The 13,466-nt window shown below is 72.1% G+C and carries 14 protein-coding genes; 7 read left to right on the top strand and 7 right to left on the bottom strand.

The features are described 5' to 3' along the window. Window positions 1–200: 200 nt before the first annotated feature. From AC5JJ1_RS14340 to AC5JJ1_RS14315, 6 genes are read right to left on the bottom strand one after another with little or no spacing between them, the layout of a single operon-like run. On the bottom strand, window positions 201–1,865 hold the full coding sequence (locus AC5JJ1_RS14340; protein ID WP_495785786.1) for a GMC family oxidoreductase: 1,665 nt from the start codon (window positions 1,863–1,865) through the stop codon (window positions 201–203). Next, on the bottom strand, window positions 1,862–2,950 hold the full coding sequence (locus tag AC5JJ1_RS14335; RefSeq protein WP_495785785.1) for a mandelate racemase/muconate lactonizing enzyme family protein: 1,089 nt from the start codon (window positions 2,948–2,950) through the stop codon (window positions 1,862–1,864). The genes AC5JJ1_RS14340 and AC5JJ1_RS14335 overlap by 4 nt, the downstream gene beginning before the upstream one ends. A 10-nt stretch (window positions 2,951–2,960) precedes the next feature. Then, window positions 2,961–3,929, bottom strand: coding sequence for an ABC transporter permease (locus tag AC5JJ1_RS14330; RefSeq protein WP_495785784.1), 969 nt, complete (start codon window positions 3,927–3,929; stop codon window positions 2,961–2,963). A 4-nt stretch (window positions 3,930–3,933) separates the two neighbouring features. Further along, window positions 3,934–4,911 (bottom strand): ABC transporter permease, encoded by a 978-nt coding sequence (locus AC5JJ1_RS14325; protein ID WP_495785783.1) that lies wholly within the window; start codon window positions 4,909–4,911, stop codon window positions 3,934–3,936. Further along, window positions 4,904–6,433, bottom strand: coding sequence for a sugar ABC transporter ATP-binding protein (locus AC5JJ1_RS14320; protein WP_495785782.1), 1,530 nt, complete (start codon window positions 6,431–6,433; stop codon window positions 4,904–4,906). Before AC5JJ1_RS14320 ends, AC5JJ1_RS14325 begins: the two co-directional genes overlap by 8 nt. Before the next feature lie 13 nt (window positions 6,434–6,446). Continuing rightward, complete coding sequence (locus AC5JJ1_RS14315; protein ID WP_495785781.1) at window positions 6,447–7,421, bottom strand: ABC transporter substrate-binding protein; 975 nt, start codon at window positions 7,419–7,421, stop codon at window positions 6,447–6,449. 215 nt (window positions 7,422–7,636) lie between these two features. Here AC5JJ1_RS14315 and AC5JJ1_RS14310 point away from each other — a divergent pair, with 215 nt between their 5' ends. The 7 genes from AC5JJ1_RS14310 (at window position 7,637) to AC5JJ1_RS14280 (ending at window position 12,852) form a co-directional block, all read left to right on the top strand. Further along, window positions 7,637–8,374, top strand: a complete 738-nt coding sequence (locus tag AC5JJ1_RS14310; RefSeq protein ID WP_495785780.1) for a FadR/GntR family transcriptional regulator — start codon at window positions 7,637–7,639, stop codon at window positions 8,372–8,374. A gap of 66 nt (window positions 8,375–8,440) precedes the next feature. Beyond that, window positions 8,441–8,887 carry an RbsD/FucU family protein gene (locus AC5JJ1_RS14305; RefSeq protein WP_495785779.1) on the top strand — a complete coding sequence of 149 codons (447 nt, stop codon included), beginning with the start codon at window positions 8,441–8,443 and terminating at the stop codon, window positions 8,885–8,887. Then, window positions 8,884–9,864, top strand: coding sequence for an aldo/keto reductase (locus AC5JJ1_RS14300; RefSeq protein WP_495785778.1), 981 nt, complete (start codon window positions 8,884–8,886; stop codon window positions 9,862–9,864). Before AC5JJ1_RS14305 ends, AC5JJ1_RS14300 begins: the two co-directional genes overlap by 4 nt. Next, window positions 9,861–10,670, top strand: coding sequence for an amidohydrolase family protein (locus AC5JJ1_RS14295; RefSeq protein ID WP_495785777.1), 810 nt, complete (start codon window positions 9,861–9,863; stop codon window positions 10,668–10,670). The genes AC5JJ1_RS14300 and AC5JJ1_RS14295 overlap by 4 nt, the downstream gene beginning before the upstream one ends. 38 nt (window positions 10,671–10,708) lie before the next feature. Continuing rightward, complete coding sequence (locus AC5JJ1_RS14290) at window positions 10,709–11,596, top strand: TauD/TfdA dioxygenase family protein (RefSeq protein WP_495785776.1); 888 nt, start codon at window positions 10,709–10,711, stop codon at window positions 11,594–11,596. Then, entirely contained in the window at window positions 11,593–12,417 is an 825-nt protein-coding gene (locus AC5JJ1_RS14285) for an AraC family transcriptional regulator (RefSeq protein WP_495785775.1), read from the top strand. The genes AC5JJ1_RS14290 and AC5JJ1_RS14285 overlap by 4 nt, the downstream gene beginning before the upstream one ends. A 24-nt stretch (window positions 12,418–12,441) precedes the next feature. Next, window positions 12,442–12,852 (top strand): DUF2000 family protein, encoded by a 411-nt coding sequence (locus AC5JJ1_RS14280; RefSeq protein WP_495785774.1) that lies wholly within the window; start codon window positions 12,442–12,444, stop codon window positions 12,850–12,852. A 56-nt stretch (window positions 12,853–12,908) separates the two neighbouring features. On the opposite strand, the gene AC5JJ1_RS14275 is transcribed toward AC5JJ1_RS14280, so the two are convergent. Next, window positions 12,909–13,427 carry a hypothetical protein gene (locus tag AC5JJ1_RS14275; RefSeq protein ID WP_495785773.1) on the bottom strand — a complete coding sequence of 173 codons (519 nt, stop codon included), beginning with the start codon at window positions 13,425–13,427 and terminating at the stop codon, window positions 12,909–12,911. Between the last annotated feature and the right edge of the window lie 39 nt (window positions 13,428–13,466).

Genomic DNA, 13,466 nt, shown 5'->3' with positions numbered 1-13,466 from the left:
GCTCATAACCTGAAGGTCACAGGTTCAAATCCTGTCCCCGCATCCCACAACACAAACCCCCCAAGGCCAAGCCAAGGGGGGACGTAATTTGAGCGCAACCAAGAGCAGGGCTTCCGGTGCAGCCCGCTCAACAACAGCGTAGCCCTGAGCCCTGAAGCTTGGTTGCTTCCGGTCAGCGCGATGGCGCAGCTCCCATGGCGCTACGTCGTCGTCGTGATGACATGGCGGGTGGCGTGAGCTTCCTGGCCCATCTCGCTCATCACGAACTCCGCGCAACGGCTGCCCATCATCATCGCCGGCGCATTGGTGTTGCCGGCGTTGATGTCCGGCATCGCCGAGAGGTCGCAGATGCGGAGGTTAGCAACGCCGCGCAGCCGCAGTCGCGAGTCGAGTACTGCCATCGGATCGTTCGCCGAGCCCATACGGCAGGTGCCGGCGGGGTGGTAGTTGGTTTTCACGAAGCGGCGGCAGTGCTTCATGATCGACGCGTCATCGAGCTTGGCCGGATCGGGGATGGCGACCGAGGCGATGCGATCCGCCAGCGGGTTGGTCTGGAAGGCGCGGAGGAAGAAGCGCTGCCCAGCGATCATGGCGCGCGCGTCGTCCGGATGCTGTAGCAGGTTGGGCGAGACGAGCGGCATCGCATCCGGGTCTGCCGAGCGCAGGCGGACATGGCCGCGCGACTTCGGCTTCACGACGACCGTGGTCACGGTGACGCCGTAGCTGTCCTTCACCAGGGTCAGCGTGTCGCGGTCGAGATAGACGATCGGCACGCAGAAGGCCTGGATCGTCGGCTCCGCCTCTCGGTCGAGCGGGTTGACGAAGGCCCCAGCCTCGACGCCTGCCGAGAGGATGCGGCCGGTGCCGAAGAGCTTGAAGTGCAGCCCGTTGAGCAGCATCCGCCAGCCGACGCCCTGGCGGTAATAACCATGCTTGCCCTTCGCCATGGCGATGATCGGCACCTCGGGGTGGTCGATCAGGTTCTCGCCGATGCCGGGCAGGTCGATCAGGCAGTCGATGCCCATCTCGCGCAGATGCGCGGCCGGCCCGATGCCGGAGAGCATCAGCAGCTGCGGCGTGACGAGCGAGCCGGCGGCAAGGATGACCTCGCCATCCGCCGCGGCGCGGTGCTCCTGCCCCTTCGCGTCGCGCCAGGTAACGCCGACGGCGCGGCCGCCCTCGATGTCGATCCGCCGCACCCGCGCCTGCAGGCGGAGGGTGAGGTTCGGGTTGCTCTCGAGCGGGGTGATGAAGGCATAGGCCGCGCTGCTGCGACGGCCGCGGCGGTTCATGAACTGGTAGAAGCCGACGCCGCGCTGCACCGGGCCGTTGAAGTCGTGGTTGTAGGGCTCCCCCATCGCCTGTACCGCCTGGATGAACCAGCGCGAGATATCGTCGATATGGCCGGGATCTGAGACAAGAAGCGGCCCGTCGCTGCCATGCAGCTCGTTGTGCAAGCGGTTGTTGCCCTCCATGCCGCGGAAATGCGGCAGCACATCGGTCCAGCGCCAGCCGGGATAGTCGTTGTCGCCGCGCAGCGCCTCGTGCCAGGCGTCGTAGTCGGAGGGGCGGCCGCGCATATAGACCTGCGCATTCACCGACGAACCGCCGCCCAGCACATTCGCCTGCGGGATGTCGTGCACCCGCCCGTCCAGATGCGCCTGCGGCACCGTCTGGTGGTAGCGCATGAACTTGCTGCCGTTGATCATCTTGAAGATGCCCGGCGGCATGTCGAGCAGCGGGTGGCGGTGGGAATGGCCGGCCTCCAGCAGCAGCACCCGCGCGCCGCCGGCCACCAGCCGGGCGGCGGCGACGCAGCCGGAGGAGCCGCCGCCGATGACGATATGGTCGTAGCGTTCCATCATGCCTTGAGCCGCGCGAGGCCCTCCCAGTCGAAGGCGATGCCGTGGCCGGGCCGGTCGGGGGCGATGGCGAAGCCCTCCTCGATCCTCAGCGGTTCGGCGATGTAGCGCTCGAGGCCGAAGCCATGCGCCTCGAGATAGCTGCGGTTCGGGCAGGCGGCGAGGAGGTGCACCGTCACGTCATGCGCGCCATGGGAAGTGACGGGCATGTTGAAGGCCTCGGCCAGGTGCGCGATCTTCATGAAGGGCGTCACGCCACCGCAATTGGTCACGTCCGGCTCGGGGAAGCTCACCGCGCCGCCGGCGATGTACTGCTTGAAGTCCCAGAGCGTGCGGAGATTCTCGCCGGCTGCCACCGGCAGCCCACCTTCGCGCAGGATGCGGGCATGGCCGGCCGGGTCGTCGGGGATGGTCGGCTCCTCGATCCAGGTGAGGTCGTGGGGCAGGAAGGCGCGGGCGGCGCGGATCGCCTCGTCCACCGTCCACTTCATGTTGGCGTCGGCCATCAGCGGGAAGCCCTCGCCGAGATGGGCGCGCATGGCGGCGACGCGGGCCACGTCCTCGGCCAGGCGCTTGCGGCCGACCTTCATCTTGATGGCGCGGAAGCCCTTGGCCAGGTTGCCGTCGGTCTGCTTCAGCAGCGCCTCGAGCGAGAGGTCGAGATCGATCCCCCCTGCATAGGCCGGCACCTTCGGGTCGAAGCCGCCGAGGATGTTCCAGAGCGGCAGCCCCACGCGGCGCGCCTTCAGGTCCCAGAGCGCCATGTCGACGGCCGAGAGGGCGAGGACGGTCGGCCCGCCGCGCCCGCCGTAATGCAGCGCCCACCAGGCCTTGTGCCAGAGGCGCTCGATGCCATCCGCATCCTCGCCGGTGATGATCTCCGGGAATTCGCGCGACAGCACGGCATCGACCGCGGCGCCGTTGCGGCCGACGGTGAAGGTGTAGCCCACGCCCTCGGCGCCATCGGCGTCGCGGATGCGGATGGTGTTGAGCTCGAAGGCACGCATCTCGCCATGCATGCTGTCGGTCAGCACCTCGGGCAGGGGGATGCGGTAGAAGCCGATCTCGAGCGAGGCGATGCGAGGCATGGTTGCTCCTTCAGCGGGCCGGCGCGGTGCGGGCCGCCAGCAGCCGCGCCTGCAGCAGCACGACGACCAGCAGGAACAGCCCGCGGATCACCGACTGCCAGTAGACGGAGAGGCTGATCGTCCCGAGCCCGTTCTCGAAATTGAGGATGTTGAAGATCAGGCCGAGCAGCAGGACGCCGGCCAGCGTGCCGCCGACCGAGCCGATGCCGCCCGTCAGCAGCGTGCCGCCGACGACGGTCGCGGCGATGGCAAAGAGCTCCCACCCCACGCCCTCGATCGGCTGGCCGGCGCCGAATTGGGCGGCGAGCAGCACGCCGGCGAGACCCGCGAGCCCGCCGCTGCCGAGATAGACGAGGAAGACGGCGCGCTCCGCCTTCAGCCCCATCAGCCGCGCCGCATCGGCATTGCCGCCGACCGCGAGCACGGTGCGGCCGAAGCCGGTGAGATGCAGCAGCACCCCGCCGGCGACATAGGCCAGCAGCGCGATCCAGCCGGGGACGGGGAAGTTGAGGATGTCGCCCTGGCCGATCTCGACGAAACCCGTGTCGTAGGAGACGGGGACGGACTGGTTGTCGGCCAGCAGCAGGGCAAGGCCGCTGGCGCCCAGCATGGTGGCGAGCGTCGTGACGAATGGGGCGAGCCCGCCCCGCGTCACCAGCGCGCCGTTCAGCAGCCCGACGGCGAGGCCGGCGCCGACGCCGCCCGCGACCGCCGGCAGCAGCCCAGCGCCCGAGAGATGCGCCGAGACCACGCTCGCCAGCGCCGCGACGGAGCCGACCGAGAGGTCGATCCCGCCCGTCATGATGACGAAGGCCATCCCGAGCGCCACCAAGGCGAAGAGCGCGTTGTAGCGCAGCAGCGTCGTGATATTGAACCAGCCGAGGAAATGCTCATAGCGCAGCGCGCCGAAGAGGATCAGCGCGGCGAGCGCCAGCAGCACCGCCTGCCGCCCCGCGAGCCGGGAGAGGGTCGCGCCCATCGCCTCAGCGCCCCCGCCGCTGGACCCAGACGGCGAGCAGGATCACCCCCGCCTTCACCACCAGCGCCGCCGCATCCGGCACGCCATTCGCCAGCAGCGTGAAGCGCAGCAGCTGGATGATCAGTGCGCCGACCAGCGTGCCGAGCACGCTCGCTCGCCCGCCGGCCAGCAGCGTGCCGCCCACCGCGACGGCGGCGATGGCGTCGAGCTCCATGCCGAGGCCGACGAGATTGGCATCCGAGGAGGAGTTGATGGCGATCACCACCAGCCCCGCCAGCCCCGCCAGCGCGCCGGAGACGGCGTAAACCAGCCGCTTCACCTGTCCGACCGGGATGCCGGTGAGATGCGCCGCGCGCTCATTGCCGCCGACGGCGAGGATCTGCCGCCCCAGCACCGTCCGGCGCAGCACCCAGGCGGCGATGCCGACCACGGCGAGCATCAGCCAGACCTGCACCGGCAAGCCAAGCAGGGTGCCGAGGCCGATCACCTGGAAGGCGGGCTGGCTGAATTCCTGCAGGTTGCCGCCTGTCATCACCTGGGCGATGCCGCGGCCGGCGATGAAGAGCACCAGCGTCGCCACGATGGGCTGGATGGCGAAGCGCGTCACCAGCAGCCCGTTGCCCCAGCCGAGGGCGGCCGCGACCGCGATCGGCACCACCAGCGCCAGCGCCACGCCGCCGAGGCCCGGCAGGCCGAGGAAGATCTGCGGCGCCAGCGCCCCCGCGATCGCCATCAGCGAGCCGACCGAGAGGTCGATGCCGCCGGTCGCGATCACCAGCGTCATCCCCGTCGCCACGATGACGATGGGCGCGACCTGGGTGAGGTTGACGTAGAGCGTCTGCCAGGAGGCGAAATGCGGCGTCACCGCCAGGTTGAAGGCGAGCAGCAGCAGCAGGGCGATCGGCGCGCCCCAGCGGGCGGCGATGGCGCCGGCCTGGCGCGACCGGGCGACGGGGGCGGCGAGGGTGCCGGCGTCACTCATGCGGGGCACCCTCGGCCAGCACCGCCTCATGCGGGCCATGCGCCATGGCGGCCATCAGCGCATCCTCGGTCAGGCGCTCCCCGGCAAGCTCGGCGACGGTGCGGCCGTCGCGCATGACATAGGCGCGATCGGCGCCGTCCACGATCTCCTTCACCTCGGAGCTGACCATCAGCACGGCGAGGCCACCCTCGGCCAGCTCGCGGATCAGCGCCTGGATCTCCGCCTTGGCGCCGACATCGATGCCGCGGGTCGGCTCGTCGAGGATCAGCAGCTTCGGGTCCATGCAGAGCCAGCGGGCGAGCAGCACCTTCTGCTGGTTGCCGCCCGAGAGCTCGCGGATCGGCTGGTCCGGGCCGGCGCAGCGCACGCCGAGGCGGCGGATGAAGCGGTCCACGACCTCGCGCTGCCGCGCCTCGTCCACCACGCCCGCCCGGGCGAGATGGGGGAGCAGGGCGAGCGTCAGGTTCTCCCGCACGCTCATCTCGGGGACGATGCTCTCGATCTTGCGGTCCTCGGAGCAGAAGCCGATGCCGGCGCGGATCGCCTCGCGCGGCTCGGCGGGCGAGAAGGCGCGGCCCTCGAAGCGGAGCCGGCCGGCATCGGCCGCGGCATCGGCGCCGAAGGCCACGCGCACCGTCTCAGACCGGCCGGCGCCGAGCAGCCCGGCGAGGCCCACGATCTCGCCGCGGCGGACGGCGAGGCTCGCGCCGCGGACGCGCGGCGGGGCGTGCAGCCCCTCGATCGCCAGCACCTCCTCCCCGGCCCGCGCCGACTGCGCGGCGGAGCCAGCCGCGCCGCTCTCGGCGATGTCGCGGCCGAGCATGTCGGAGACGAGCTGGAGGCGGGTGATGCCATCCATCGGCGCGACGCGCACCGTCCGCCCGTCGCGCATCACCGTCACGCGGTCGCAGACGGCGTAGAGCTCGTCCAATTTATGGCTGACGAAGACGACCGAGACGCCGTCGGCCTTCAGCCGGCGGATCACATCGAAGAGGACGGCCACCTCGCGGTCGTCGAGCGAGGAGGTTGGCTCGTCCATCACCACCAGCCTGGCGCGGAAGCCGAGCGCCCGGGCGATGGCGACCATCTGCTGCACGGCGGTGGTGTAGTCGGCGAGCGGCCGGCGAACATCGATCTCGAGGCCGAGCCGGGCGAGCGCCGCCTCCGCCTCGCGGTGCATCGCCCGCCAGTCGAGCAGGCCGAAGCGGCGGCTTTCCCGCCCGAGGCAGATATTTTCGGTGACGGAGCGGTAGCCCACCAGGTTGATCTCCTGGTGGATGGTGCTGATGCCGGAGGCCTGCGCCTCGGCCGGGCTGCGCGGGTCGAAGGGCTTTCCGTCGAACTCGATCGTGCCGGCATCGCAGCGGTGATAGCCGGTCAGGATCTTGATCAGCGTCGACTTCCCGGCGCCGTTCTGGCCGATCAGCGCATGCGCCTCGCCGGGCGCGACCTCCAGCGTCGCGCCGGAGAGGGCCGCGACGCCGGCGAAGCGCTTCTCGATGCCGCGCATCGACAGCAGCATGGCGCGATGCGCCTCAGTAGGCGTCGGCGAGGAATTGCTGGGCGTTCTCGCGGTCGAAGAAGCGGTCCGGCACGACGACCCACTGGTCGATTGCCTCACCGCGTGCATAGCGGTCCAGCGTCTCGAAGGCCTTGGGGCCGAAGCGCGGGTTGCTCTCGACCGTCGCGCCCATCTTGCCGTCGATGATGGCCTGCAGCGCGCTGCGCGTGCCGTCGATGGAGACGATGATGACGTCCTGGCCGGGCTTCCGGCCACGGGCCTCGAGCGCGGCGATGGCGCCGATCGCCATCTCGTCGTTATGGGCGTAGATCGCCGTCGCGTCGGGGTGCGCCTGCAGCAGCGCCTCGGCCACCTGCCGGCCCTTGTCGCGGACGAAGTCGCCGGACTGGCTGGCGATGACCTTCATGTCGCCGCGCTTGGCGATGTGGTCGGCGAAGCCCTTGCGCCGGTCATTGGCGGGGGAGGAGCCGGTGGTGCCCTGCAGCTCGATGATCCGGGCCTTGCCGCTCACTGCCTTGTCCAGCCATTCCGCGGCGCGGCGGCCCTGGTCGACGAAGTCGGAGCCGATGAAGGTCACGTAGTCCCGCCCGGCTTGGGCCTGGCCGGCATCGACGCGGCGGTCGAGCAGGATGACGGGGATGCCGGCGCGCTTCGCCGCCATGACGGCGGGGACCAGCGGCCGCTCCTCGCGCGGGGCGAGGAAGATCAGGTCCACCCTCTGCGCGATCATGGAGTTGACGTCGGAGACCTGCTTGGCGGCGGAGGCGGCGGCGTCGGTGTAGACGAACTGGTCGCCGCGCTTCTGCGCCTCGGCGCGCATGCTCTCGGTCTGGGCGATGCGCCAGGGGTTGTTGCTCTCGGTCTGGGCGAAGCCGACGCGGTAATTCGCCTTGCGCTCCAGCTTCGGCATCGTGCCCTGGGCGAGGGCCGCCGCCAGCGGCGAGGCGGCCGCGGCCAGGGCAAGGATAGTCCTGCGCGGGATGCTCATTCCGGTCGCTCCTCCGTCTCCGGCGCCGGCTTCGGCCGGTCGCCTGCCCCGCCGACGGCGAGACGCTTCGTGGCCGTTTTGGTCTGACCAGAAGCAAGTCTGAACCGAGCCATTGGCCCAAGTCACCACTCATTTTCGTGAGCGGCCTGTATTTGGTCCGACCAAAATGATTGTTGTCCTCTTGGCGAAGCCGCCCGGAGCCGCGAAGCTGGGCCATGGACCAGAGCCCTCCTCCCCGCTACGCCATGCGGCTCGCCGATACCGTCTCGGCCGAGCTGGCGCGGCTGATCGGCGCCGGCACCCTGCCCTCCGGCGCCCGCCTGCCGACCGAGCGGGAGCTGATGCGCCGCTTCGGCGTCAGCCGCTCCGCGGTGCGGGAGGCGATCCAGGGCCTCGCCGCCCGCGGCCTGCTGGTGACGCGGCCCGGGCACCGGCCGGTGGTGCGCGGGCGGGACTACGAGGCGGCGGTCGATACGCTCGGGCGCCTCGTCGCGCATCTCGTGGAGGACGAGGCGGGGGTCCGGAACCTGTTCGAGACGCGCGTCTTCCTCGAGGCGGCGCTGGTCCGCCACGCGGCGCTGCAGGCGCGGCGCGAGGACATCGCGGCGCTGGAGGCGGCGCTGGCGGCCAATGGCGCCGCGATCGGCGACCCCGAGCGCTTCTACGCGACGGATGCGGCCTTCCACGCCCTGCTCTACCGGGTGCCGCGCAACCCGATCTACCTGGAGGTGCATCGCGCCTATGTCGAATGGCTGCAGCAGCACTGGCGGCTGATGCCACGCGGGGCGGAGTTCGACCGGGTGAACCATGCCGCCCATGCCGAGATCCTGGCGGCGATCGTCGCGCGGGATGCGGATGGCGCGGAGGCGGCGCTGCGCCGCCACCTGGCCACGGCCTGGGAATTCCTGCGCGCCGCGCTGCGCCAGCCGGTGCTCGTGCCGGCGGAGGCCTGAGCAGCACGCGCGCGTGAGGCGGGGGCGCCGGGCCTTGCCGGCGGCCCCGGCGCGGCGGCAGGCTCCATGCCCACTGCCAGGGCTGCCGCCATGCTGCTGGGCCTCGACCCCCTGCTCACCCCCGACCTGCTGCATGCGCTGGCGAGCGCCGGCCATGGCGACCGCATCGCCATCGTCGATGCCAATTTCCCCGCGGCCGCCAATGCCCGCCGGCTGGTCCGGCTGGACGGCACGGATGCCGCGGCCGCGCTGCGCGCCATCCTCTCCGTCCTGCCGGTCGACGATTTCGAGCCGGACCCGGCGGTGGTGATGGAGGTGGTCGGCGACCCCTCCGCCATGCCGGAGGCCGTCGCCGAGTTCACCCGGCTGCTGCGCGGCGCTGGGGCCGGCGCGCCCCGCGCGGTACCGCGGCAGGGTTTCTACGCCCTGGCGCGCGAGGCCTTCGCGGTGGTGGCGACGGGGGAGCGGCGGCTCTACGGCAACATCATCCTCACCAAGGGGGTGGTGCGATGAGCCGCTGGCGGCCGGAGGGCCCGCTCGGCCTGGGCGGGGCGCCGCTCGGCAACCTCTTCGCCCCCATCGAGGAGGAGGTGGCGGAGGCGGCGATCGAGGCGGCCTGGGCGGCGGGCATCCGCCTCTTCGACACGGCGCCGCTCTACGGGCTCGGGCTGTCCGAGCACCGCATGGGCCGCGTGCTGCGGCGGAAGCCGCGTGACGCCTTCACCCTCTGCACCAAAGTCGGCCGGCTGCTGGAGGCGGACCCGGCGGCCCCCTACGAGCAGCACAGCTTCTTCGGTGGCCTGCCCTTCCGCGTGCGCTACGACTACTCGGCGGAGGCGACGCTGCGCTCCATCGAGCACAGCCTGGCGCGGCTCGGCCTCGCCCGCCTCGACATCGTGCTGATCCATGACGCGGCAGAGGATCCGCACGGCCCGGCCTGGCCGGATCGCTTCGCCGAGGCGATGGCCGGCGCCGCCCCGGCCCTCACCCGGCTGCGGGAGGAGGGGGCGATCCGCGCCTGGGGCCTCGGCGTCAACAATGTGGAGCCCTGCCTGCTGGCGCTGGAGCAGGCCGACCCGGACCTCTTCCTCATCGCCGGGCGCTACACGCTGCTCGACCATGGCGCGCTGGAGCGGCTGATCCCGGCCTGCGCGGCGCGCGGCGCCAGCCTCATCATCGGCGGGCCGTACAATTCCGGCCTGCTGGCCGGCGGTGACACCTTCAACTACGTACCCGCCCCGGCCGGGCTGCTGGCGCGGCGCGACAGGCTCGCCGCCTTCTGCGCGCAGCGGGGCGTGCGGCTGAAGGCCGCGGCGCTGCAATTCTGCGCGGCACCCGAGGTGGTGGCGGCCGTCATCCCCGGCGGGCGGACGCCGGCGGAGGTAGAGGAGAATGCCCGGTTGATGGCGCACCCGATCCCGCCCGGCTTCTGGACGGCGCTGCGCGAGGCCGGGCTGGTCCCGCCCGGGGCGGCGGTGCCGTCGGCATGAAGGTCGACGCCCACCACCATGTCTGGCGCGTCGCCCGCGGCGACTATGGCTGGCTGCGGCCGGAGAGCCCGATCTGCCGCGACTACGGCCTCGATGACCTCCGCCCCCTGCTCGGCGACATCACCGCCACCGTGCTGGTCCAGGCGGCGCCGACCGAGGCGGAGACGCGCTTCATGCTCGATGCCGCGCGGGGCTCGGCCGGGCTGGTGCGCGGCGTGGTGGGCTGGGTGCCGCTCGACCAGCCGGAGCGCGTCGCGGCCCTGGCGGTGGACCCGCTGCTGCGGGGCCTCCGCCCCATGCTGCACGACCTGCCGGAGCCGGACTGGATCCTCCGCCCCGAGCTCGGCCCGGCGCTGGAGGAGATGGCGGCGCGCGGCCTCGTCCTCGATGCGCTGGTCCGCCCGGTGCACCTGTCCTTCATCCGGGCGCTGGCGGCGCGACACCCGAGCCTGTCGATCGTCCTCGACCATGGCGGCAAGCCGGAGATCGCGGCGCGGCGGATCGAGCCCTGGGCCGAGGGGGTCGCCGCCCTGGCGCGCAGCCCCAACGTCACCTGCAAGCTCTCCGGCCTGGTGACCGAGGCGGTGCCGGGCTGGCAGGTCGAGGACCTGCGCCCCTACGCCGCGCATCTCCTGCATGCCTTCGGCGCGGAGCGGGTGATGTGGGGCAGCGACTGGCCGGTGGTGGACCTCGCCGGCGGCTACGCAGCCTGGCGCGCGGCGAGCCTCGCCCTGCTCGACGAGCTGCCGGAGCCGGCCCTCGCCCGCATCCTCGGCGGCACGGCGGCGGAGGTCTACCGCCTGTAGCCCGGATGGGCCTAGCATACCAGGCGGGAGGATCAGCCATGACCTTGCAGCTCACGCCGCTCCATCCGCTCTTCGCCGCCGAGGTCTCGGGCCTCGACCTGCGGCAGACCCCGGGCCCCGACCTCTGCGAGGCCATCCACCGCGCGATGGACCGCTACGCCGTCCTCGTCTTCCGCGACCAGCGGCTCGACGACGACCAGCAGATGGCCTTCGGCGCGGCGCTCGGCCCGCTCGAGCAGACGCGGGGCGTCGTTGATGTCCACAAGCAGCGGCTGAAGCACCAGCAGATGGCCGACATCTCCAATATCGACCTCGACGGCAAGCTGCTGGGCGCCGATGACCGGCGGCGGATGTTCAACCTCGGCAACCAGCTCTGGCACAGCGACAGCAGCTTCAAGGCGACGCCCGCCAAGTATTCCATGCTGCATGCGCGGGTGGTCCCGCCCGAGGGCGGCGACACCGAATTCGCCGACATGCGCGCCGCCTGGGATGCGCTGCCGGCGAAGATGCAGGCGAAGATCCGCGACATGGTGACGGAGCACAGCCTGATCTTCTCGCGCGGCCAGCTCGGCTTCACCGACTATACCGAGCAGGAGCGGCGCGACTTCGCCCCGGTGCCGCAGCGGCTGGTGCGCTGGCACCCGGGCTCGCAGCGGCATTCGATCTACCTGTCGTCGCATATCGGCCGGATCGTCGGCTGGCCGGTGCCGGAGGCGATGGCGCTGATCCGCCAGCTCCTCGAACATGCGACGCAGCGGGCCTTCGTCTACGCGCATCACTGGCGGCAGTGGGACCTGGTGGTCTGGGACAACCGCTCCACCATGCACCGCGCCCGGCCCTATGAGGACCACACCTATCCGCGCGACATGCGGCGCGTCACGCTGATGGACGTGGCGCCGACGCTCGAGCAGCAGATGGCGGCTTGAGCGACCGCGTCTCCCTCGTCCATGACGGGCCGAGCGGGGTCGAGGTCATCGAGGCCCGCTTCGCCGCCCATGCCTATGACCTGCACCGGCACGAGGACTGGCTGGTCGGCGTCACCGAGGATGGGGTGCAGGACTTCCTCTGCCGCGGCCGGCGGCAGCGCAGCACGCTCGGCCGCGTCATCCTGATGGAGCCGGAGGAGGCGCATGACGGGCAGGCGGGGGCGGCGGGCGGCTTCGCCAATCGCATGCTCTACCTGCCGCAGCCCTGGCTGCGGGCGGCGCTCGGCGAGGCGCCAGCCGGCTTCGCCGCGACCCTGCAGGACGACCCGCTGCTGGGCCGCGCCATCCGCGCCGCCTGCATCGCCCTGTCCCGGCCGGCCGAGAGGCTGCTGCGGGATGCGGCGCTGGATGCGGTGGTGCAGCGGCTGCGGCCGCATCTCGGCCAGCCGGCGCCGGAGAGGCCGGCGCGGCGGGACGACCGCATGGCGCGGCGCGCGCGGGAGCGGCTGCGCGACGACATCGCCGCCGACCCCGGCGCCGATGCGCTGGCGCGGGAGGCGGGGGCGGCGGATCGCTTCCAGCTCGCCCGGGCCTTCCGCGCGGCCTATGGCACCTCGCCGCATGCCTACCTCATCCAGATGCGCCTGCTGCGGGCGCGCCGGCTGCTGGCCGCGGGGATACGGCCGGCGCCGGTCGCGGCGGAATGCGGCTTTGCCGACCAGAGCCATCTCGGCCGCCGCTTCCGCCGCGCCTACGGGTTGACGCCGGCGGCCTACCGCGCCCTCTGCACGGATGTTCCAGACGCGCGCCGCCCCGGCTGAGAGGATGCCGCCGAGGAGAGCGGCATGATGTTCGACACGAAGGTGGCCATCCTGGTGCTGGACGGGCTGGCGGTCTGGCAGAAGCTCAACGTGACGGCCTTCCTGGCGACCGGCATCGCCGGCGCGGCGCCGGAGGCGATGGGCGAGCCCTATGAGGATGCGGCCGGGCGCCGGCACGCCCGGCTGCTCGGCCAGCCCATCCTGATCTTCGCCGCGACGCCCGAGGTGTTGCAGCGGGCCTGGCGGCAGGGCATCGAGCGAGACCTGGCGCGGGCGGCCTATGTGCGGGCGATGTTCGAGACCGGGCACGACGCGGCGAACCGAGAGGCCTTCCGCGCCGAGCCGGCGGATGCGCCCGACCTCGTCGGGCTGGCGCTGCGCGGGCCGAAGCGGGACGTGGACAAGGCGGCCAAGGGTGCCGTGCTGCACCCTTGAGGCCGGTTGGAGCCTGATCGCCGGAGGCTGGGACGGCCGCGGGCGTGACCCATGCTTCAGCGCCGCCGTTCCAGCCGGTCGATTTCGGAGGCGACCATGCCGGCCGCCTCGGCGGTCCGCGGCAGGCGGGGCATGCTGGCCAGGCGCTGCACCGTCCCCGCGGGGCCGGCGGTGAAGGCGGCGGTGGCGAGCGCGGCCTCCGCGCCGGCGCGGCTGCCCCCGCGCAGCGCCTCGCTGGCGCGGCGGAGGGCCGCGATCACCACGCCGGGATCGGCATTGGGCGCGATGCCGAGATAGCCGCGCATCTCCGTCCGCGCCGTCTGCAGGCTCTGCAGCACGGCGGGGTTGATCTCCGGCGCGTAGCGCGGGTTGGTGGCGAGCTCGTTGGCGAGGAACTCCAGCTGCTCCGCCGCCACCGCCGCCTCGGCCGGCTGGCCGGCCCAGCGGCTGGTATCGCCCAGGTTGCGCGGGGCGTAGAGCGCGGCGCCGCGCACCGGGTCGCCGAAGCCGCCGAGATAGTTGGCGCTCGGATCCTCGGCGCAGCCCGCGAGCGCCAGCAGCACCGCGAGCATCACGAGGCGCGGAGCCCGCGCACCGCATTGCGGATGCAAGCG

The organism is Belnapia sp. (assembly GCF_059504005.1).
This window is presented reverse-complemented; position numbering and strand designations above follow the sequence as displayed.